The sequence below is a fragment of the Rhodococcus globerulus genome, assembly GCF_019334125.1.
Taxonomy (GTDB): Bacteria; Actinomycetota; Actinomycetes; order Mycobacteriales; family Mycobacteriaceae; genus Rhodococcus_F; species Rhodococcus_F globerula.
Genome location: NZ_CP079698.1, coordinates 2,987,301 through 3,008,387 on the forward strand (window position 1 = coordinate 2,987,301; position 21,087 = coordinate 3,008,387).

The 21,087-nt window shown below is 64.0% G+C and carries 14 protein-coding genes and 1 pseudogene; 8 read left to right on the forward strand and 7 right to left on the reverse strand.

What is annotated here, in order from left to right; translation table 11 throughout:
- Positions 1-4: 4 nt before the first annotated feature.
- Both KYT97_RS13380 and KYT97_RS13385 read right to left on the reverse strand, forming a co-directional pair.
- Positions 5-2,080: a VanW family protein gene (locus tag KYT97_RS13380; RefSeq protein ID WP_245006114.1), complete on the reverse strand. Its 2,076-nt coding sequence runs from the start codon at positions 2,078-2,080 to the stop codon at positions 5-7.
- A gap of 284 nt (positions 2,081-2,364) precedes the next feature.
- Entirely contained in the window at positions 2,365-3,708 is a 1,344-nt protein-coding gene (locus KYT97_RS13385; RefSeq protein WP_219112526.1) for an acetyl-CoA C-acetyltransferase, read from the reverse strand.
- 131 nt (positions 3,709-3,839) lie between these two features.
- On the opposite strand from KYT97_RS13385, the gene KYT97_RS13390 reads away from it, so the two are divergent.
- Both KYT97_RS13390 and KYT97_RS13395 read left to right on the forward strand, forming a co-directional pair.
- A complete protein-coding gene (locus tag KYT97_RS13390; protein WP_033231697.1) occupies positions 3,840-5,186 on the forward strand; it encodes a 3-oxoacyl-ACP reductase in 1,347 nt (448 codons plus the stop codon).
- Positions 5,186-6,049 carry a MaoC/PaaZ C-terminal domain-containing protein gene (locus KYT97_RS13395; protein WP_219112528.1) on the forward strand — a complete coding sequence of 288 codons (864 nt, stop codon included), beginning with the start codon at positions 5,186-5,188 and terminating at the stop codon, positions 6,047-6,049. Before KYT97_RS13390 ends, KYT97_RS13395 begins: the two co-directional genes overlap by 1 nt.
- A gap of 89 nt (positions 6,050-6,138) precedes the next feature.
- Here KYT97_RS13395 and KYT97_RS13400 read toward each other — a convergent pair whose 3' ends face one another.
- Together KYT97_RS13400 and KYT97_RS13405 are read right to left on the reverse strand one after the other, a co-directional pair.
- On the reverse strand, positions 6,139-6,738 hold the full coding sequence (locus KYT97_RS13400; protein ID WP_033231699.1) for a TetR/AcrR family transcriptional regulator: 600 nt from the start codon (positions 6,736-6,738) through the stop codon (positions 6,139-6,141).
- A 71-nt stretch (positions 6,739-6,809) separates the two neighbouring features.
- Positions 6,810-7,991 carry a glycoside hydrolase family 3 N-terminal domain-containing protein gene (locus KYT97_RS13405; RefSeq protein WP_219112530.1) on the reverse strand — a complete coding sequence of 394 codons (1,182 nt, stop codon included), beginning with the start codon at positions 7,989-7,991 and terminating at the stop codon, positions 6,810-6,812.
- A gap of 102 nt (positions 7,992-8,093) precedes the next feature.
- Between KYT97_RS13405 and KYT97_RS13410 the strand changes: the two genes are divergently transcribed.
- The 4 genes from KYT97_RS13410 (at position 8,094) to KYT97_RS31175 (ending at position 14,321) form a co-directional block, all read left to right on the forward strand.
- The gene (locus tag KYT97_RS13410) at positions 8,094-8,561 is read left to right on the forward strand and encodes a universal stress protein (RefSeq protein WP_033231847.1); all 468 of its coding nucleotides are present in this window, start codon (positions 8,094-8,096) and stop codon (positions 8,559-8,561) included.
- Positions 8,562-8,595: 34 nt separating this feature from the next.
- Complete coding sequence (locus KYT97_RS13415) at positions 8,596-9,684, forward strand: isochorismate synthase (protein ID WP_219112532.1); 1,089 nt, start codon at positions 8,596-8,598, stop codon at positions 9,682-9,684.
- 118 nt (positions 9,685-9,802) lie between these two features.
- Positions 9,803-9,976: a DUF2613 domain-containing protein gene (locus KYT97_RS13420; RefSeq protein WP_072782243.1), complete on the forward strand. Its 174-nt coding sequence runs from the start codon at positions 9,803-9,805 to the stop codon at positions 9,974-9,976.
- Positions 9,977-10,022: 46 nt separating this feature from the next.
- Positions 10,023-14,321: an alpha-(1->3)-arabinofuranosyltransferase gene (locus tag KYT97_RS31175; RefSeq protein ID WP_342393913.1), complete on the forward strand. Its 4,299-nt coding sequence runs from the start codon at positions 10,023-10,025 to the stop codon at positions 14,319-14,321.
- A gap of 23 nt (positions 14,322-14,344) precedes the next feature.
- Here the strand turns inward: KYT97_RS31175 and KYT97_RS13430 are convergent.
- Positions 14,345-15,394 (reverse strand): annotated as a pseudogene (locus tag KYT97_RS13430) (acyltransferase family protein); the annotation flags it as partial.
- A gap of 216 nt (positions 15,395-15,610) precedes the next feature.
- Between KYT97_RS13430 and pgfA the strand changes: the two are divergent.
- Positions 15,611-16,735, forward strand: a complete 1,125-nt coding sequence (gene pgfA, locus KYT97_RS13435; protein WP_095887008.1) for a cell envelope lipid trafficking protein PgfA — start codon at positions 15,611-15,613, stop codon at positions 16,733-16,735.
- Positions 16,736-16,823: 88 nt separating this feature from the next.
- On the opposite strand, the gene KYT97_RS13440 is transcribed toward pgfA, so the two are convergent.
- On the reverse strand, positions 16,824-18,020 hold the full coding sequence (locus tag KYT97_RS13440; protein WP_219112536.1) for a polysaccharide biosynthesis protein: 1,197 nt from the start codon (positions 18,018-18,020) through the stop codon (positions 16,824-16,826).
- A gap of 33 nt (positions 18,021-18,053) precedes the next feature.
- Between KYT97_RS13440 and KYT97_RS13445 the strand changes: the two genes are divergently transcribed.
- Entirely contained in the window at positions 18,054-19,787 is a 1,734-nt protein-coding gene (locus KYT97_RS13445; protein ID WP_219112537.1) for an MmpA family trehalose lipid delivery protein, read from the forward strand.
- Here KYT97_RS13445 and KYT97_RS13450 read toward each other — a convergent pair.
- Positions 19,728-20,948: a glycosyltransferase family 4 protein gene (locus KYT97_RS13450; RefSeq protein ID WP_219112539.1), complete on the reverse strand. Its 1,221-nt coding sequence runs from the start codon at positions 20,946-20,948 to the stop codon at positions 19,728-19,730. The genes KYT97_RS13445 and KYT97_RS13450 overlap by 60 nt on opposite strands.
- Between the last annotated feature and the right edge of the window lie 139 nt (positions 20,949-21,087).

Below are 21,087 nucleotides of genomic sequence, written 5' to 3' on the forward strand. Positions count from 1 at the left end.
TTTCCTACTCGCACTTCACGATCGGAACCGGATCGTATTTCACGGTGCGAGTATTCGAGGAAACCTGCGCGCCGGTGGCGTGATCGGTGATCACGCGGGTATCACTCGCCGTGAAGCCGGGCGCGCCACTGGACGCGATACATCCGTCGCCCTTGGGGAGGACCACGGTATTAGGCGATGTAGGAGACGTACGCGGACCGGTGATCGACTCCACGTCGACGGTCTTCGTTCCCCAGATCTTCACTGTCACATTCGATGACGTCGTGATCGTCTGGATCATCACACCGGTCTTCGACGGGTTGCGGAACTGCAGGTCGATCGCGCCGTCGAAGATCGTGGCCTCACGGGCCTCCGGGTACCGCGAGATGTAATAACTGTGCTCGGTGTGCGCGACGTCTTCCATCCCCGCGAAGTACGTTGCGTTGTAGAGCGTCGTCGCCAGCTGGCTGATGCCGCCGCCGACGGCTTTGTCCGGTCGACCGTTGTTGATGATTCCCGATTCCACATACCCCTGGGCAGCGCCCCGAGGTCCGGTGTACTCGTTGAACGAGAACGTTTCTCCCGGTTTGACTATCGCACCATCGAGCACCGACGCCGCCAACGCGATGTTCACACCGGACGCGTACTCGAAGCCGCCGGTGGTGAACTCACCGATCACTTCCTTGATGCCGAGAGCCTCGGCTCCCTCGGTGGTGAGTGCCGGTGGAACCGGCGCATACACCGCCGGAGTTGCCCGAGAACCCGTGCTGGTGAGCAGAACCGGCAGATCCTTCACGGTTTCCGGCCAGTTGATCAGGTCGCCGACCACACCCGGAACCACAGTCGGTGCGCCGCCGGCCAACGTGATCGACGCGTCCTTGGGCTGAACCTCCGTCGACACCAATTGCGGTGCCAAGATCTTCACTGCAGCTTCTGTGTTGTACTGCGGCGCCAATCCGCCCGAACCGTCGGGAGCAAACGTCAGAATCTCACCGATCTGGTCGACGCCGATGGTTGCTTCCTTGCCGTCGCGGCCGTTGACTACAACCTCACCGGACACAGCGGGCTGCGCAACGTCCTGCAACGCACGATCGACACCGGCCTGCGTCACCGTCACGGGGGTGTCTTCCACAGGCAGGTCGACAACGTCGCCCGAGGACCACTCGTCACTGAATGTTGCTGCCGCACCGGGCAGATCGAGGGCGCGGCCAACCACCGGCGACACACCAGACGCTTCACCACCGGAAATGACAACAGCACCTTCGACCGGCGCGCGATCACTGGTGGCCGCGACAACCGTCATCGACGCGTCCAATGCCGCCTGATCTACCGTCGACACCACCGGCACCTCACGCGAGCTGAAGAACGAGGTGATCCGGGTGATCGGATTGAGCGGTTGCTCATTCACGCCCGCCAACGTCGCCGACCAGTCCACATCGATACCGGCTGACGCGGGAATGATCGTGGATTCCACATCGTCCGCCCTCACCGTGACGGGTTCGACGAGCTTCGGAGCCAACTCCGCGCGCAGGACTGTCTCCGCGTCGGCCGGCGAGCGGTTACCGATGTCGATCCCGGCGACCTGAGTTCCCCGAGGCGTGTTTCCGGACGACGTGAACACGTCCACTCCGTATGCAAGAACTGCGACCGCAAAAATGCCGCCGACAATCAGAGCGGGCTTGACCCACTTCTTCGACGCGGGCGACTGATCAACTGCCACAGGCTCGGGCGCGACTGCCGGAAGAACCGGTTCGAACTGTTGGGTCGGCTCCGCTGCGCCGGCCGGAACCCCTGTATTGGTTGGAACAGCCGGGCCAGTCGGAATCTCGGAGTTAGCTGGAACTACCGGAATGACGGTCGTGATCTCGTTGGCCGATTCATCCGGAACCGGCTCGTCGAGGGCTTGCTCCTCTGGAACCGACTGATCCTGAGGTGCTTGATCCGAAGCTGGTTGATCCGGCGCTGTTTGGTCGGGCGCTGATCCTTCCGAATCCGACGCGGAGCGCTCGGGAGTGTCGGAATCCGACGCGGAGCGCTCGGGAGTGTCGGAGCCGTCCACACCGTTGTTTTTCTCCGGGGGTGAACCGTCTGCGTCACTCACTCGTTTGACTCCTCGCTGCATCGACCGGGGCTGCGGCGCGTACCCAGCACTACTCAACAGGGTATCTGGACATACAAGAGCCCCGCGTTGCTGCCAGGTCGGGGGTCAGGCAGCAGCACGGGGCTGTCTTGAATATCGGTAGCTATCCGTCAGCGTTACAAGGCCACAGAAATTTGTCCGAAAAAGAAAAGAAGATCCGGTCACCCCTCGCGACCGGATCTCCTTCTTCACCACCCCAGACCGGCTGTTACCGCAGGTGAGCGCAGCAATTGCCAGTCACGGGACTACCGCTCGATGATTGCGGTGACGCCCTGTCCGCCCGCTGCACAAATCGAGATAAGACCGCGCCCTGAACCCTTCTCCGCAAGCATTTTTGCGAGAGTCGCCACAATGCGTCCGCCAGTCGCAGCAAACGGGTGTCCGGCGGCCAAAGACGAACCGTTGACGTTGAGTTTGCTGCGATCGATCGAGCCCAATGCGCCGTCGAGGCCCAGGCGTTCCTTGCAGTACTCGTCGGACTCGAAAGCCTGCAGGGTCGCGAGAACAACAGAGGCAAATGCCTCGTGGATTTCGTAGTAGTCGAAGTCCTGCAATGTGAGTCCGTTGCGGGCCAACAGTCGCGGGATCGCGTACGTCGGCGCCATCAGCAGGCCGTCCTTGCCGTGGACGTAATCGACGGCTGCTGTCTCCGAGTCGACGAGATGCGCGAGGACGGGGAGGTTGCGCTCGGCTGCCCACTCGTCGGTCGAGAGGAGCACAGCCGACGCGCCGTCGGTGAGCGGCGTGGAGTTGCCTGCCGTCATGGTGGCGTCGCCGAGCTTGGTGCCGAATACGGGCTTGAGCGTCGACAGCTTCTCGACGGTCGAACCGGGACGGAGGTTGTCGTCGCGGGTCAGGCCAAGGAACGGGGTGACAAGGTCGTCGAAGAATCCGCGGTCGTATGCGGCTGCCATGTTCTTGTGGCTGGCGGCGGCCAGTTCGTCCTGGTCCTCGCGCTTTACGCCGAATTCCTTGGCGGTGATGGCAGCGTGGTCGCCCATCGACTTTCCGGTGCGCGGCTCGCCGTTACGCGGGATCTCGAGACCGAGCATGCCGGCGCGTACGTTGCCGAGAAGCTTGATGCGGTCGCCCGTCGACTTCGCGCGGTTGAGGGACAGCAGGAACTCACGAGCCTGATCGTTGACGCCGATCGGAGCGTCGGACGTGGTGTCGGTACCGCCGCCGATGCCGGAGTCGATACGCCCGGCCGAGATGGCGTCGCCGACTGCGACGATCGACTGCAGGCCGGTGCCACAGGCCTGCTGAAGGTCGTACGCGGGTGTGTACGGGCTCAGCGCACTCCCGAGAACCGACTCACGGATGAGATTGAAATCACGGCTGTGCTTGAGGACCGCGCCGCCGACGACCATGCCGAGTTGCTCACCCTGCAGGCTGAAACGGCTCACCAGTCCGTCGAGCGTGGCGGTGAACATGTCCTGATTGGACGCCTGCGCGTAGGCCTTGTCCGAACGGGCGAAAGGAATGCGATTGCCACCGACGATGGCAACGCGGCGGCGCTGACCTGCAGGCTTTGCGGCCGGCGTCGTTTTGGCTGCGGATTGTGCGTTCGAACGGGCTTTGCTGGTCACTTGCGTCTCCAAGGATGGTGCGATTACCTGTTGAAGACTATTCTTACTCAGTAGTAAGTTACTTGTCTATCGCCACATCCGATTCGGATACACGGCGCAAGGCACACCGAAACACGACAGAAGGTAGGACCGTGGCAGCCAGCAAGGGAGCTCCCGACCTCTATTCACAGTTCCTCTCGTCCGGCCCCGGCGCGTTCATCGCGTCGAAGGCAGGCCTGCCAAGGCCCGAGAACCTGCGCCGCTACAAAGCCGGGGAACCGCCGTTGGCCGGACCGGTACTCATCGGCGGTAAAGGCCGACTCGTAGAACCTCTGCGCGTCTTGCTCTCCGATTACCCCGCCGCGCAGGCCCACGACACCACCTTCGGCGCGCTGGTATTCGACGCCACCGGCATCACGCAGGTCACCGAACTCGAGCAGCTGTTCGAGTTCTTCCAGCCAGTGATCCGCAATCTCGCATCATGCGCTCGCGTTGTTGTACTGGGCACGACGCCCGAAGAGACGTCGAGCGTCGACGAGCATGTCGCGCAGCGAGCTCTCGAAGGCTTCACCCGCAGCGTCGGCAAGGAGATCAAGCGCGGCTCCACCGCACAGTTGGTGTACGTCTCCCCCAAGGCATCCACCGGCCTTTCGGGCGTCGAATCGACTCTGCGCTTTCTGCTTTCGGCCAAGTCCGCATTTGTCGACGGCCAGGTCATCGTCGTCGGAGATGAAGATTCCGTTGCGCCGGCCAACTGGGACAAGCCGCTCGACGGCAAGGTAGCCGTTGTCACCGGCGCGGCCCGCGGCATCGGCGCCACCATCGCCGAGGTCCTCGCCCGCGACGGCGCGCACGTGATCTGCGCCGACATCCCCGCTGCGGGAGAAGCACTTTCGGCCACCGCCAACAAGGTCGGCGGAACCTCCCTCGCACTCGACGTCACGGCAGACGACGCAGCCGAGGTCCTCGCGGCGCATCTGCTGGAGCGTCACGGCGGCGCCGACATCATCGTCCACAACGCCGGAATCACCCGCGACAAAACCCTCGCCAACATGGACGAAGGCCGCTGGAACATGGTTATCGGCGTCAATCTTCTTGCACCGCAGAAGATCACCGAGCACCTTGTCGCGAAGGGCGCACTCAAGGAAGGCGGACGCGTCGTCGACGTGTCCTCCATCGCCGGTATCGCCGGCAACCGCGGCCAGACCAACTACGGAACCTCCAAGGCCGGCGTCATCGGCCTCGTCCACGCCGAAGCTCCGGTCCTGGCACAGAAGAACATCACCATCAACGCGGTGGCACCCGGCTTCATCGAAACTGCCATGACCGCAGCTATCCCCTTCGCGACCCGCGAAGCCGGCCGCCGCATGAGCTCCCTGCTGCAAGGCGGCGAAACCGTCGACGTCGCCGAGACGGTCGCCTACTTCGCCAGCCCGGCATCCAATGCCGTTACGGGACAGGTTGTTCGCGTGTGCGGCCAGAGCCTCCTGGGAGCATGATGGCAGCCAAGACCGTCGCACTCACCGAGCAACCCAAAACCCTCGACATCTACTCCCGCGCAGTGCTCGGGTTGATGCCGTGGAACAAGTCGGACTCGCGCTCGGTGCCGCAGCAGAGAATCACCCTCACCGGGCTGAAGGTCGACACCGACAATCTGGCCGCGTACTGCCGAGTCACGGGTCTGAGATTCGGCGATTCACTGCCGATCACCTACCCATTCACCTTGGCATTCCCGACGGTGATGAAACTGATGGTGTCGAAGGAATTTCCTTTCCCCGCAGTCGGTTCCGTGCACGCCGAGAACGTCATCGAGTCACTGCGCCCCATCTCCGTGAGCGAACCGCTTGATCTCTCGGTGCACGCCGAGAACCTGCGCGAGCATCGCAAGGGTCTGCTGATCGACGTGATCACCGAAATCCGGGTGGGGCGGGAACTGGTGTGGCGTCAGACGTCGTCGTTCCTCAACCAGCAGAAGACCTCACTGTCCGGCGAAGCCCGACCGGAACCGAAAGCCGACGAGGTTCCGCCGATGCCGATGAGCACCATCCGCGTCGACCAGACCACGATCAGCAAGTACGCATCCATTTCCGGGGACCGCAACCCCATCCACGTCTCGTCCCTGGGCGCCAAGGCTTTCGGATTCCCGAAGACCATCGCTCACGGAATGTGGAGCGCCGCGGCACTGCTGCGGACCGTCGAAGGCGATGTGGCCGACACGGTCACGTACAGCGTGCGATTCGGTAAGCCGATTCTGCTGCCTGCAACCCTGAACGCGTACGCCGATCGCGTCGGCGACGGTTGGGATCTGGCGCTACTGCACCCGAAGAAGGGCTACCCGCACGTTACAGCGACGCTGCGCTGAGCCTGGTTTTCACCCGCCCCATTTGAGCGAACGTACCTTTCGGCGCATCCAAGGCGCTGAAAGGTACGTTCGCTCGATGTGGCTGGGGACTATTCCGACTTCTTCTTGCCCGACAATCCGCGCCACGCCAAGGACTCGAGAAGATCGGCTGCCTCGTCCACTTCGATTTCTCCACCGGCCACGCGATCGGCCACGGCCTCACCGGCACCGACCAAGGCGATTGCGATGATCCCGAAGTCGTGAGACGCATCCGGATCCTTGGTGCTGGACTCGAGCAGATGCGCTGTCAGTTCGATCAACCGGTCGCGACTTGTCTGCACGGTGCCCGCAAAAGCCTGCTGCCCGACGGCCTGACGGTAGAGCACCATCCACGACTTTCGGTTGGCCCCCACAAATCCGAGAAAACCTTCCAGAGCAGCACGCAATTGCTCACGAGGCGACAGATCAGGTGCGCCTGCAGGAGCCAAGGCTTCGACAAAACGCAGACCTTCACGATGAATGCACGCGGCAAACAGTTCTTCCTTGGAGCCGTAGTACAGGTACAGCATCGGCTTGGAAATCTCTGCTTTTGCCGCAATGGCGTCCATCGAGGTTTCGTGAAAACCTCTGTCGGAGAACACGTCCACGGCCGCGTCGAGCATCTGCTGCTCGCGTACCGCGCGTGGCAGTCTCTTCGTGCCACCGGCCATGTATCCTCCAACCACAGGGTAAGTATCTATCTTACTCTACGGTAAGATCCGGCGTCGAATCGCACTTCGACTCAGCAGGTGAGAGCACCCTTCGCCTGTGCGACCGTCACTACAGCCTGGTCCACGCGGGTCTGGGGCAAAGCACCGGACGCAACGGCACCTTCGAGCTGATCGAGCACCCGCGGTACGTCGTCGGTCGTGAGCCACAAAGCCTGGTCCACGCCTGCCACCAGTGCAGCCTGCACCGCGTCGGCAATATCGTAGCGGTCGGTAATCGCCTGCATACCGCTGAGGTCGTCGGTGAAGATCGGCCCCGTGAACGGCGCTGCGCCGTAACCTACTCCGTCGCGAAGCAGCGACACCGCGGCCGGACTGATACTTGCCGGGACACCCGGTTCTGTCAGGCCAGGAACCTCGAGGTGACCGATCATGACGCCGACACCGGTGTTCACCAACTCCCGGAACGGAACAAGATCCGAGTTCATCAGGTCTTCCAGAGGAGGCGTCGTCACCGCCCCGGTGTGCGAGTCTCCGGACGCGCTCCCGTGTCCGGGGAAATGTTTGATCACCGGGAAGATTCCGGCGTCGCGCATTCCCTGGGCATAGGCGCCGGCATAGGCGATCACTGTTGCAGGATCATCCGAGTACGAGCGGTCACCGATTACCGAATTATCAGGCTGCGAGCTGACATCGACGTCCGGTGCGTAATTGACCGTGATGCCGAGGTCCTTCAGACCCCGGCCCCGCTCGAGCGCCATCTGGTACGTCTGTTCCACTGTCATCGTCTCGGCAGTCTCACGCGCCGACGGATCGGGCCCGAGAATGTCCTCGACGCGGGACACCCGGCCGCCCTCCTCGTCGATTGTCACCATCAACGGAATCTTCGACACCGAAGCCACTTGCGGCACTTCACGATTGGTCAGCATCGACTGATCGGTCCAGCTGCCGACAAAGATGCCACCGATCTGCTCGCTCGCAACAATCGCCAACGCGTCGTCGGTACCGGTCACGCCGACGTTGAGGAGCTGGGCAAGTTTCTGCCTGGTGGACAACGACGCCAGGAGATCGCTGCCGCAGACGGTAGGTGCGGGGAGGGCGGTGGACGTCTCCGATGTTGTCGTGATGTCGGACGTGACGCTCGCCGCAGCTGACGTCGATGGCGCTGCCACGTCCCCTCCGTCGCCCGAGCATCCCGCCACCAATCCGCCACACAGGGCAAGAGTGGTTGCCGTTTTCACAAACTTGATCCGCATTCCTACGACGGTATCGGACTCCGTACCCATACACTCCCCTCACCGGCACGGCAGGAAGGTAACCTGGACGTGAACCGATTCCCCGCTGACGAGGAGGTCGTGATGCCACAAGGACTGATGCTCATCGCGTACGACGGTTCCGAGAACGCCCGGCGTGCCGTCGAGTACGCAGGACGTTTCCTGTCCGCCAATCGCGCGATTCTTGTCACCGCCTGGGAGCCGATGGTTCGCCAAGCCGCCCGGATGTCCGGGCTCTCCGGTGTCATGCAGCCCGAGTGGATTCCCGACGACGATGTCGAGGACATCGCGTACACCGATGCCAAGGCAACTCTCGCGGAAGGCGTCGCATTGGCCGAGGCCGCCGGTTTGACCGTCGAAGGCCGTAGTGCCGAATGCCGGTCGGCCATCTGGTCCGCGATCGTGGAGACTGCTGACGAATTGGACGTCGACATCATCGTCACCGGCACTCGCGGCACAACCGGTTTGCGTTCGTTGTTGCAGAGCAGCGTGGCGGATCATGTTCTGCGTCACAGTCATCGGCCGGTGTTGATCGTCCCTCCTGGCAAGTGAGCGTCGGTCTCAGGCGACTAGTGTTCTAGTCACCATGGACGGTTTTGTTCTCTCTCGGCCTGATCACAGCGTGCTCACCCGCGGCGTACGACGCAGTTTCGGCGACGCGGGCGCGGCGACGCATGCATTGTCGGAAGGTTCGGCGACTCTGATCGTCGGTGCTCTCCCCTTCGACCCGTCTGGAGCGACGGCGTTGTACGAACCGGCCGAAGTAGCCGTTACCGGCAGCGCGTGGCGTTCGGACACTTCCGTGGACTTGCCGCACACGCATGCAGTGCGAGAAATTCCGTCACCGGCAGATCATCTTCGACGAGTAGAAAAACTGGTCACCCGTCTGCGTGACGGCGACCTCGGCAAGGTGGTCTCGGCTCGGACCGTCGAACTTCGCGCCGAATCTCCCATCTCACCAACAGCACTCGCGGCTCGGATGGCTACGCTCAATCCCGCGGCAAATACATTTGCCGTCGACCTCAGCGCTGCCGGAACCGATTTCGTCGGCCACTCCCTTGTCGGCGCGACACCCGAGGTTCTGGTGAGCCGACGCGGAAATGTCGTGACCTGCCGTCCGCTCGCGGGATCCGCGCGTCGGACAGCTGAAACCGAGGCGGATCGGGTTGCCGGCGACAGCCTTCTGAGTTCGACGAAGAATCTTGCCGAGCATGCCTTTGTCACCGACTGGATTCGGGACGTCCTCGGCCCGCTGTGCAGCGAGTTGTCGATCCCGTCGACGCCAGAATTGACCGGTACCCATGAGGTCTGGCACCTGGCCAGCCCGATCCGCGGCATTCTGCGTGACCCCACCACTGCCCTCGCGTTGGCAATCGCGCTCCACCCGACACCCGCGCTGTGCGGAACACCCACTACCGCGGCTTTGAACGTCATCCGCGACACCGAGGAGCCGCGGCGCTTCTACGGCGGCGCAGTGGGGTGGTGCAACAACGTCGGCGACGGCGACTGGGTGGTCGCGATCCGCTGCGCCGAAATCAGCGCCGACGGCCGAACTGCCTGGGCAAGCGCAGGGGGCGGGATCGTCGCAGATTCGGACCCACAGGATGAATTGGACGAGACAACCACCAAATTACGGACATTGCTCACAGCACTGGGTGTCTCTGACACAAACTAATCAGTCCGCTGCGGGGCCAATCGTCCGAATTCTCGGCAGCGAGTGATACCTTGACGCGAACAGTTCGTACGGACCGGTAAGTCCCGGCCGACCGACACGACCTATTGGGAGATCCACGATGACGAAGTTCCTTGTCCCCGGTGTGGCCAGCGCTGTCGTCGGCGTCGTTCTGGGCGCTGCTGCAATCTTCGGTGCCACGGCTGTAGCTGCGGACAACACTCGTCCCGACATCGACCGCAGCGGAAATGCCGATTCTTCCGTCCTGAACCAGGTTGAGTACGGCAGCCGCTGAGAGCGCAGGCCTCGCGAGTTCCCGTTCTTCCGCCGAAGGCACCATTGTGCCTTCGGCAGAGCCTCTGTCGAAGCGGTGGCTGTTCGGCGCCTCCGTTGTAGCGTTTCTTCTCACCTTTTTCCAGTCGCCAGGGCTGATCACCGCCGACACCAAGTACGACCTGACGCAGAATCCGTTCGGCTTCCTCGAACGTGCTTCGCATCAGTGGAGTAGTCAGGCCCCGCTTGGCCAGGTGCAAAATCAGGCCTACGGTTACTTTTTCCCGCACGGGCCGTTTTTTGCGTTGGGCGAACTCGCCCACATCCCGCCGTGGATCACGCAGCGCATCTGGTGGGCGCTGCTGCTGATTGCCGGGTTCTGGGGCATCGTCCGCGTCGCCGAGGCGCTGGGTGTCGGTAGCCGCAGTTCTCGTGTCATCGCCGCAGTTGCGTTTGCGCTCTCTCCGCGCGTTCTGACAACTCTCGGCTCGATTTCCTCGGAAACCCTGCCGATGATGTTGGCGCCGTGGGTGCTGTTGCCGGTGATTTGGGCGTTCCACCCTGTGCGCCTTTCCGGTAGCCCGGACTACCAAAAAGGCGCACAGTGGAAATTGGCCGCCCAGTCCGGCCTCGCCGTTGCGCTCATGGGTTCGATCAATGCCATCGCTACCGCAGCGGCCTGCCTCGTAGCCGTCATCTGGTGGCTCTCGCACAAACCCAACCGGGCGTGGCTGACCTTCACCGCGTGGTGGGCCCTGTTTGTTGCGCTGGGCACCCTGTGGTGGATCGTCCCGCTCCTGCTGCTCGGCAAGGTCAGCCCACCGTTCCTCGACTACATCGAATCGGCCGGCGTCACGACGCAATGGGCGTCACTCGCGGAGATCCTGCGCGGCACGGACAGTTGGACGCCGTTCGTCTCACCCGAACGCATCGCAGGCGCGGTCCTCGTAACCCAACCGGCGGCCGTTGTCGCCACCGGACTGGTTGCCGCCGCCGGACTCGCCGGACTCTGCATGCGGTCGATGCCCGCCCGCGGACGCCTGACGCTCATCTTGTTTGTCGGCATCACCGGTTTGGCTGCGGGATACGTGGGCGAACTCAGCTCCCCGATCTCCGATCAAGTGCGCCTGTTCCTGGACTCCGCGGGCGCACCGCTGCGCAACGTCCACAAACTCGAACCACTCGTGCGTCTGCCGTTGGTTCTCGGCCTCGCGCATCTCCTGGCCAAAGTTCCCTTGCCGGGTTCGGTTCCGATGCCGCGGTGGCGACGCGCCTTCGCTCATCCCGAGCGCGAACCGATGGTGGCGCTGACGTCCCTGATCCTGGTTGCTCTCACCCTCTCGACCGCCTTGGCGTGGACCGGAAAACTCGCACCGCGCGGCGCGTACCCCGAGGTGCCGTCGTACTGGACCGAAGCCGCGCAGTGGCTCGAGGACAACACCGCACCCGGCTCCGAAGCCGAGCGCGCCCTTGTCATCCCGGGAGCACCGTTCGGCAGCCAGGTGTGGGGACTGACTCGAGACGAGCCGCTGCAAGCACTGGCCACCACACCGTGGGCCGTGCGCGACTCAGTCCCGCTGACGCCGCCCGGCGCCATCCGCGCCCTCGATTCGGTACAGCGCCTGATCGCCGACGGTCGCCCCTCCGACGGTCTCGCGCAGACTCTGCTCGGCCAGGGCATCCACTACCTCGTGATGCGCAACGACCTCGACGGCGACACCTCACGCTCAGCCCGCCCGCTCCTCGTTCACCAAGCCGTCGACGGTTCCCCCGGCATCACGAAGGTCGCCGAGTTCGGTGAGAACGTCCACCCCGAGCCCATCGACGGGCTGGTGGCCGACAGCGACCTGCGACCCGACTACTCACCGATCGAGATCTTCGCGGTCACGCCGCCTGACGGAAGCACTGCGCTCAGCGGCCCGTACTCGGTGGATCTCGATCAGGTTCCCGTGGTTCAGGGCGGACCGGAAGCCGTTCTCCGCCTTCATGAAAGTGGAACACTCCCCGGCACCGGTCCCGTCGTTTTTGCCGCCGACGCCGCGGCGGCCGGACTGCCGATCGACGCGCTCACCGTCACCGACACACCTCGCGACCGCGAAACCGATTTCGGCCAGGTCGACAATCACAGTTCTGCTCTGCGGACACCGGACAGCGAGCGACGCACGTACAACCTGGTTCCCGACTACCCCGTCACCGATACGCCGCTGGTGCAAGGCCGTTGGAACGGCGCCGAGATCACAGTCTCCAGTAGTGCCTCCGACGCCACCCAGCTTGGCGGGACCTCGCCGTCGAGTAGCCCTGCCGCAACGGTGGACGGCGATCCGGGCACCGGATGGTTCAGCAACGGAATCGAGCGCGCGTTGGGGCAGTGGCTGCAGATCGACTTCGACACTCCCATCTCGAGCGGTCTACTGCATCTGACCACCAGTGCAGCTGCGATCGGCGCTCCGGTCAAGTGGCTCGAGATATCCACTCCCAACGGAACCAAGGCTGTCAAGGTCGACCGGCCGGGTGAACCCGTCGCGGTATCGATTCCGGGCGGCACCACACCTTGGGTGCGAGTAACAGCGACGCACACCGAAAATGGCTCGGCGGGAACACAGTTCGGTATCAGCGAACTGTCCGTGGAGGACTTCTCCGACCGCAGTGCACCGACATTCGTACCCATCACGTTCGACACCGTGCTGCCTGCGGTTCCGAACGACGCGTCGGTGACGTCCTGGAATCTGACGCAGGAGTTCCCGGGCCGAGGTTCCTGCGCCGACAGCGCCGATCGCGTGCGCTGCAGCAACGCCTTCATGGCGATTGCCGAGGAGCCGAGTCGATTCCAGCGCACCCTGAGTGTCCCGGAAAATACTTCTGTCACAGCCGAACTGACGGTTCGGGCCCGACAGGGCAGCGAGCTGGACTCACTTCTCACCGTCCCCGGCCGCATCACCGCATCAGGCTCGAGCGACATCGGCGACACCCGTGGTTCAGCCTTTGCCGCCACCGACGGCGACGCTCGGACAACGTGGTCGGCGCCGCAGAGCACCACCGAGCCGGGTGGCCCGAAACCGACTCTCACGCTGACTCTTCCGGAACCGACACTGGTGACAGCACTGGATATCACCCCCAGCGTCGGAATCCTGCCGTCACCGCCCACCAGTGTTGCCGTCAACCTCGGGAACGGGCCTCAGGTTCGCGAGTTGCCGGAGGGCGACACGCGAGTGCCCCTGTCCCCCTTTGTCACCGACACGATCGTCCTGAGCATCACCGATTGGGATCCCGTTCTCGATCAGAACGCGCTCGGCTTCGCTCAGGTACAGCCCACCGGGTTTGCGGAAGTCGGCGTGATCGGTGCGGACGGCACAGCCGTCGCCGATTCCGGTGTGCAGACCGACAACAGGCTCGACAACCGTCAGATCACGGTCCCGTGCGGTATCGGTCCCACGATCACCATTGCCGGGCAACAGTTCCCGACGTCGATCGAGACCACGGCGCATGAGCTCCGTACCGGCGCTCCCATCGTGGTGAGCGTGTGCGGCCCCACCGGAACGGCACTGTTACCAGCGGGTCAGCCAGAGGTCTCGGTCGAGCCGGGAGCGGCGTTCTCCGTCGACAACCTGGATCTCACGACAGTTGGCTCCGGTCCGCTCCCACTACAGAGCCAGAGCGCTCTCACCTCGACAGCATGGACGGAAAACCATCGCGAACTTGCCGTCACCGCGTCGGCGACCGATCAGTTGATCGTGAACCCCGAAAGCACCAGCATCGGCTGGATCGCTACCGCGCCCGACGGTTCCGAGCTGACTCCGGTAGTGGTGAACGGTTGGCAGCAAGGCTGGATAGTGCCCGCAGGCACGTCCGGAACGATCAGCCTCGATTTCCCCAGCGACCGCTGGTACCGCCTGGGCATCTTCGGCGGCCTGGTGCTGCTGATCCCTCTGTTCCTCGCTGCCCTGATTCCGGTGCGGCGTGTACCGAAGCCCACCGAGCCGCCGCGCCCGTGGCACAGCGTCGTAGCGGGGTGGCTGGGTGTGGCTGTGGCTGCCACCGTGATCGGCGGCGTCGTGGGAACCGGGATCTTCGTGGCGTGCTCACTCGTCGCGCTTGCGCTCGTGCGAGCAGTCGGCCCGGATCGCACAGCCCGAATTCTGGTCGGCACCGCCGGCGTGGCAGCAATTGCCGGAATCACGCTTCTTTCCACAGGACCATGGCGAGCACCCGGCGGATACGTGGGCGATTCGTTCCTGATTCAGTTCGTGATGTTGCTGGCGTTGGTGGTCACGGGGTTGGCGGCGTTGCCATTTGCGGGTTCACCGATGTGGCGACGGTTCTCCCAGCGCTTGACTGCCAAACGAGCAGGTTCCTCCACCAAGGCGTAGCTGGCCGACGCGACAGCCACACTCAGAACAAGCGTCAAGGCAAGCACGTAGAAGAAGCTGCCGGAGAACGGCGCGATGCCGAACACCGGGAACACCGCATTGAGCACCGCCAGATGCCAGATGAAGATTCCGTACGACCAGCGACCGATCGCCAAGGCAAACGGACTTGCCAGGAATCGGTGCTGCGCCTCGTCCCGCAGAACCAACGGTGCGATCAACGAAAAGCTGATGATTGCTCCGAGCGCGATCTTGACGGCGAACTGCCAAGGTTCGGGACGTACCAGACCTTCCGGGCCGGCGAGGTCGGTGCACGAGAGAACAAACGCCACCAACGCCACACCGGTCAGCAGAAGCCGGCGGTGCGCCAGACGGTGAACCCACGTCGAATCTCCGACGGCGAGTTCGGCCAACACCATGCCGACCCCGAACCACGGCAGGTATCCCGGCAACCAATTGTCGTGGTGGATGAAATCCGGCGCGGGAATCGGCAGGAACGCCCAACTGAGAGCAATCAGCGAGACAACGGTGAGAAGTGGGATCCGGAACCGGGCACTGCTCCCGCGCAGGCGTACCAGGAGAACCGCGAACAACGGCAGCAACAGATAGAACATCACCTCGACCGACAGGCTCCACATCTGAGTGAGCCCCTCGGTGAGGGTGAGCGGAACAAAGACCTGCACCAGGCCGAGGTTCGCCAGCCACACCTGATAACCACCGCCTGCACCTGGCAGGAACAGGAGAATCAGCGTCACTGCCACCCAGTACGCGGGAAGAATGCGCGTCGCTCGGGATATCCAGTACCGCACGGTGGCCTGTGGCCGACCGATTCCGCGGGCAGCGGCCGCATGCGGACGCCACAACAGAAACCCGGACAGCGCAAAGAACACTGCAACGGCCAGGTCGAGCCGGCCGAAAGCCCGACCGATCGCGCCCGACTGAGCCTCGCCCGTCTGGAACGCGACGTGGGTCACCAGAACCCCGAGCGCTGCCAAACCTCGCATACCGTCCAAGGCCGGAACGAAGCCACGGGCCTGCGGCGGGACGGCTGCGGAAGAATTCACGGGACTCATCATCACGGATAAGTGTGCACCGGGGCACGTTCGCCTTAAACCATCCGGACGCCCTGTAAAAAAATGCGAGGCCAAATCGCCACCTCATGCGACAAACCGGGCCGCTGGACTGTTAGTGTTCTGCCACACATGGGTTCTACTGTGACCCCATACGGCCAGCACAACTCATATTGTGCAGGTTGCACCACGTCTAAACTACTAACGGGTAGGAGTCCCAGCATGGCGGAACGCTCAGGGTCGAGCCGGATACTTCCTTGCATTCTGGTAGGTCTCGGCGCCTTCCTCTTGGCCATCGCTGTTCTCATTCCCACCTACATGGTCGGCAAGTTGGAGAAGACGCCGCTCGACCTCGAGGTCACCACGATCGCCACGGGCAACGGCAGCGTCCTCAACTCTGCCGCGCTACTTGCCGGCAAAGCTCAGGTCGACAAGAACGTCCCGATCGTTGCTCAGCGCTACGTCACGACGCAGGAACCGTCCAACGCCGACGACATCACCGTCCAGGCCGGCCAGACTGTCATCCGCACCGACAAGCAGGGCGAGAGCGGCCTGCTGACGGCAACCGTCGACACCGTCACCCTGGACCGCGTCAGCTCGATGCCGACCAACGATCCGGTCGGAACGATCCAGACGTCAGCTGATCAGCCGGCGGAAGAAGTTTCCCGCGAGGGTCTGCAGTACAAGTTCCCGTTCAACACGGAGCAGCAGACCTACCCCTACTTCGATCTCAACGCTCGCGCGAACTACGACATCAACTTCGTCGAAGAGACCGAGATCAACGGCATGAAGGTCTACCACTTCAACCAGACCATCGAGCCCGTCGACCTGTCCAAGGTCGTCAACTCCCCCACGAACAAGCTCACCTTGCCTGCCGACACCTGGGGCGTTCCCGGCGGCACCACCCCCGTCACGATGACACGCTGGTACACCAACGTCCGTGACCTGTGGGTCGAGCCCAAGACCGGTGTTGTCATCAAGGGCCAGGAGCAGCTGCACCAGTACTACGGCCGCAACAAGAACTCCGTCGACGTCGACGTCCTCAACGTCACGCTGCCGTTCGACGAAGAGACGATCGAGTACCAGATCCAACAGGCGCAGGACGGCATGGACACGCTCAACCTTGTCGGCCGCACCGTTCCGATCGTCGCCGGCGTCCTCGGCGTGATCGCTCTGATCGCCGGCATCTTCCTCGGTGTACGCGGCGGCAAGGGCGGAACCCCGGCGCCTGCACACGGCGGCGGTGGCCAGACTCCGAGCGGAGCAGGTACCCCCGCTCCCGGCGAACACGACTGGACCAACGACGACACCCAGGTGATCCCGCGCCCGGATCTGCGCAAGGAATAACACGTCGCCAGTGAACCTGGCACAGGTTGTATGAAGCGAGCACCCCTTCCAGCTAGTCGGAAGGGGTGCTCGCTTCATACAGGGGTTGCTAGCTCGCGCTTGCCCGGTCCGCACTGCGCACTGCAGCAACAGAGACCGCCACAGCCGTCACCGACGCCACGACAACCGCTGTCCCGATCAACTGCCCCGGCGTCGTTGCCCACAGGAGCATCACAACGGCCTCGACGGCCAATCCGATCCAGGCCAGCACGGCGACTCTCGTGCGTTCCGACGCGATTGCGGACAGCAGGGCGCACTGCAGCACTGCAAGGACGGCACCGTGCAATGCAAAGGCCCACAGCATCGGTGCCACGGCAGCGTAGGCGTCGCCCACCAGGATCGGTACCAACGGACCGGCGAGGGCCGCGCCGAGCACCAGCACAGCCCCGATTCCCACCAACACAGCCAAAGCTGTGCGAACGGCCTGCGCCGATTGGGCTGGATTGGCCATCTTCGGGTACAGGACAACACCAACCGCTTGTGGCAGCCAGAACGCGGCTTTGGTCGCGACGGCGCCCAGTGCGTACACACCCGCGTCGTATTCGCTCAGAACCACGCGCACGACAAGCAGGTCCAGCGACGACAACGCAATCAGAGCGAGCTGAACCTGGGAGGCGGCGAGCACGGATACAACACCGATCCGCACTGCTTTGTTCTCGCTCACCGGCGCCGTGCGGTCCAGCACCCGGACAACCGCGACCAGAACCGCCGTTCCGGCCGCGCTCGCCACCAACGCTGCGGCCGCACCTCCGCCCAGCGCCAGGACTGCCACTGCGGGAAGAACTTTCATCACACCCGCACCGGCCAGGACTGCGCTGAGCACGCCAAACCGGCCGTGCCCCTGCAACAATCCCTGCTCCGTCGCCAGCAGCACCAGCATCGGCGCCGTCACAAGAGCCGAGAACGCTGCGACTATTCCGGTGTCGAGTAGCCACGCCATCGCCGGGGTCAGCACCACCGCCAGAACAGCCACGATCGCTGCGCATCTGTACCCGAGCGATCGCAATGTGTCAGCGCTCTTGCCGCGCACAGCCTCTCGGGCGACCACTGTTTGCAGCGCCAACGCCGGCACGGCCAGCACCAACTGCGCGGCGAGAAGACTGGCGAATTCTCCGTAGCCCGCCGGACCCAACCAGCGACTTGCCAACCAGGCCAGCAGATACGACGCAACATTTGCCGTCATCGAACCGGCCAACACCATACTGACCCCGGCCGCAGCGGAACGATCAAGAGGTTGGCGGGCCATGCGACCAATGATGCACCACGTATCGTGCCCGTCATGACAGTGCGGCCGAAACACCACAGCGTCGTGGCCGCGGTGTACAGCCTGGCGTTGACATTGTTGATCCTCGGACCACTGCTCGGTCCCGGTTATCTACTGCTGCGCGACGCTGTCAGCACTCCCCGGTCGTACCTCACCGACTCCGCCCTCGGACTCACCGACGCCGCCGCCCGGGCCGTGCCGCAGGATGCGCTGATCGCGGCATTTAGCACGGTTGTCGACGGTGGGTTGGTGGTGAAGGCGCTACTCCTCGCCGCACTGTGGCTGGCGGGGTGGGGCGCTGCCCGCTTGGTCCGAGCCCTGCTGCCGACAGCCGGGCTCGGGCCGCAGTTGGTGGCGTCAACGGTCATGCTGTGGAACCCGTACGTGGCCGAGCGTCTGCTGCAAGGACATTGGAGCCTGTTGGCCGGGTACGGCGCTTTGCCGTGGATCGTGATCGCGGGCATCGGGGTTCGACGCGCTCAGCCCGGCGCCTGGTGGGCATTGGCCGCATCGCTGGCATTCGCGGGCCTGACACCTACCGGCGCGCTCCTGGGATTGACCATCGCGTTGGTGGCCGTAGCCTCCCCAGGCGGGCGAACGTCGGTTCTACGACGCGTCAGCGGCGTCTTCGCACTCTTCCTGATCACTGCCTCGCCGTGGCTCGCGGCAACACTTCTGTCGAGCGGCTCCGCCGACGGTTCCGATCCCGCTGGTGTGGCGGCCTTTGCCGCCCGCGCGGAACCGGGCCTCGGAACGCTCGGCAGCCTCGCCGGGCTGGGCGGCGTCTGGAACTCCGCTGCCGTCCCGGACTCTCGCACAACACTCTTCGCGGCGGCAGGGACGCTACTTCTGCTGATCGTGGTGCTCAGCGGTATCCCCGCGCTGTGGCGACGGCGTCGCAATCCTGTGATCACCGCCCTGGGAGTGCTGGCACTCGTCGCGGTCCTCGCCCCGGCACTCGGCGCGACACCGTGGGGCCTGGGTGTTGGTCGCTGGTCGGTCGAATACTTCTCCGGCGCAGGCCTGCTCCGCGATTCCCAGAAATGGGTGGCGCTGGCGGCGCCGTTCTACGCACTGTCCGCGGCAGCGGGCGTGATGTGGGCACAGCGACGCTTCACGCTTCCGCGCCCTACGTGGTCGATCGCCGCTGTTGTCGTGACGATCATGGCTCTGCCCGACCTCGCGTGGGGCGTCGGCGGGGCTCTGAAACCGGTGCAGTATCCGCAGTCCTGGACCGTTGTCGCCGAGCAGTTGCGAGGCGAAACCGGTGATGTGGCAGTGCTTCCCACCGGAATGTTTCGAGCCTTCTCCTACACCGGTGACGCTCCGGTTCTCGATCCGGCTCCGCGATTTCTCCCGCTCGATGTACTGCAGACCGGCGAACTGATCGTGGCCGGTGGCTCTGTCGGCGGCGAGGGAACACGCGCCGCCCATGTCGAGGAACTCCTCCTCACGGGCGGAAGCAGCACCGAACTCGCGGCCCTTGGCGTCGGCTGGGTGCTGGTGGAACTCGACACTCCTGGCCGATCCGACGACGCGGCGCTGCGCAACCTCGAGAGAGTGTTCGCAGACAACTATCTCGAGCTATACCGGGTGCCCGGAGATGTTGCACTGCACCAGGCTTCGGCATCTGCCCGGATCATCGTCGCGCTCGCCCACATCGCCTGGGTGATGACGGGCGTTGCGGCTCTACTCGTGCTCGGACTGAACCAGAACCGGATTCGACTCGCGCGACGTGACAAGACCTGAAACGCGCTGTCCGACCGTCGTCGCCGACAAAACCTCGAAAACACCGGTTCCCGTTTGTTCCCACGAGAATTCGCTCGACCACACCCGAGCTTTCTCACCGAGCACCGTCCGCAGTTCGTGATCCTGCAACAGGGTGCCTGCAGCCTGCGTCAATTCCGCCACATCGCCGTCGCCGACACTTTCGCCGCCTACCAGAAGACCCGTCACGCCGTCGACGATGGAATCGGTCAATCCCTTGGAACTGCGGTAACCAACAGTCGGAACTCCGTGTTGCGCGGCCTCGATGACGGCGAGGCCCCACCCTTCCTTGCGGGACGGCATGAGGTGAATCCAGGACTGCGCCAACAGTTCGTGTTTGCGGGACTCGTCGACGTGCCCGTGGAATGTCACCGCGTCGCCGATCCCGAGTTCCGCAGCGCGATCACGCAGGTTCTGCTCCCACCAACCGCCGCCGATGACGTCGAGGTGAAGCTCGGGCTGCGTCGGGCGAAGTGTCGCAACCGCTTCGAGCGCGTCTTCGATCTGCTTGTGCGGCACCAACCGCGAGAGCACCGACATGGTAGGCCGGATCGCCCGGGTGATCGAACCACCCGCGTCGACGCCCATCGGAAGACGATCAGCTCCGTTGCGCACCACGGCAATTCGATCGCGGTCGACGCCCAGATCCACCAGTTCCTCTGCCGAGGGTAGTGACACCGTCAAGTACTGGTTGTCGCTGTGACGCTTCGGCGACAGGCGCGATTCCACCCACCACCCGATCCGTCCGACGAGTGTGCCTGCCACCGGCCACTGTTCGCGGTGGCAATGGTGCACGAGCAGCGTGACCGGCGCACCGGCCACCATCTTCGAGAAGAAGGGAATCCCGTTCTGCGTGTCGACCACGGCGTCGGGGTGAAGGCCTTTCAGGGAACCGAACCCGAGGCGTCCGGCCGCAATCGCGGCCAGTGCCCGCGGGTAAACGCTGAAACGTCCGCCGGAACGACTGATGGTGATGCCGTCTCGATACTCGATGGCGGGCGCACCCGGGTACGACGCCGTCCGCAGAGTCACCTTGATGCCGCGCGCCGCCAACTGGGTTCCGACCTGCTCGAGGTACCGCTCACTTCCGCCGCCCTGCGGATGCCCGGTGTCACGCCAACAGAGCAACAGAACCTCGTGCACGTGCGTTACTCCCTAGAGCTCGTCGGTGACCGGCGCGGATGCGAGTGGTCCTGCGGGGGATGCCCACCCTGACCGGTCGGTAACCCTGCGGAACACCCTAACTGTTTCCGCGTCCGTATTGCCGCGCTCCTCACAGTGA

What these genes read in the sequence shown, in the direction of transcription:
- KYT97_RS13395 (WP_219112528.1), top strand. Translation starts at nt 5,186, where the DNA reads ATGGCAGCCAAGACCGTCGCACTCACCGAGCAACCCAAAACCCTCGAC.
- KYT97_RS13400 (WP_033231699.1), bottom strand. Translation starts at nt 6,738, where the DNA reads ATGGCCGGTGGCACGAAGAGACTGCCACGCGCGGTACGCGAGCAGCAG.
- KYT97_RS13405 (WP_219112530.1), bottom strand. Translation starts at nt 7,991, where the DNA reads ATGCGGATCAAGTTTGTGAAAACGGCAACCACTCTTGCCCTGTGTGGC.
- KYT97_RS13410 (WP_033231847.1), top strand. Translation starts at nt 8,094, where the DNA reads ATGCCACAAGGACTGATGCTCATCGCGTACGACGGTTCCGAGAACGCC.
- KYT97_RS13415 (WP_219112532.1), top strand. Translation starts at nt 8,596, where the DNA reads ATGGACGGTTTTGTTCTCTCTCGGCCTGATCACAGCGTGCTCACCCGC.
- KYT97_RS13420 (WP_072782243.1), top strand. Translation starts at nt 9,803, where the DNA reads ATGACGAAGTTCCTTGTCCCCGGTGTGGCCAGCGCTGTCGTCGGCGTC.
- pgfA (WP_095887008.1), top strand. Translation starts at nt 15,611, where the DNA reads ATGGCGGAACGCTCAGGGTCGAGCCGGATACTTCCTTGCATTCTGGTA.
- KYT97_RS13440 (WP_219112536.1), bottom strand. Translation starts at nt 18,020, where the DNA reads ATGGCCCGCCAACCTCTTGATCGTTCCGCTGCGGCCGGGGTCAGTATG.
- KYT97_RS13445 (WP_219112537.1), top strand. Translation starts at nt 18,054, where the DNA reads ATGACAGTGCGGCCGAAACACCACAGCGTCGTGGCCGCGGTGTACAGC.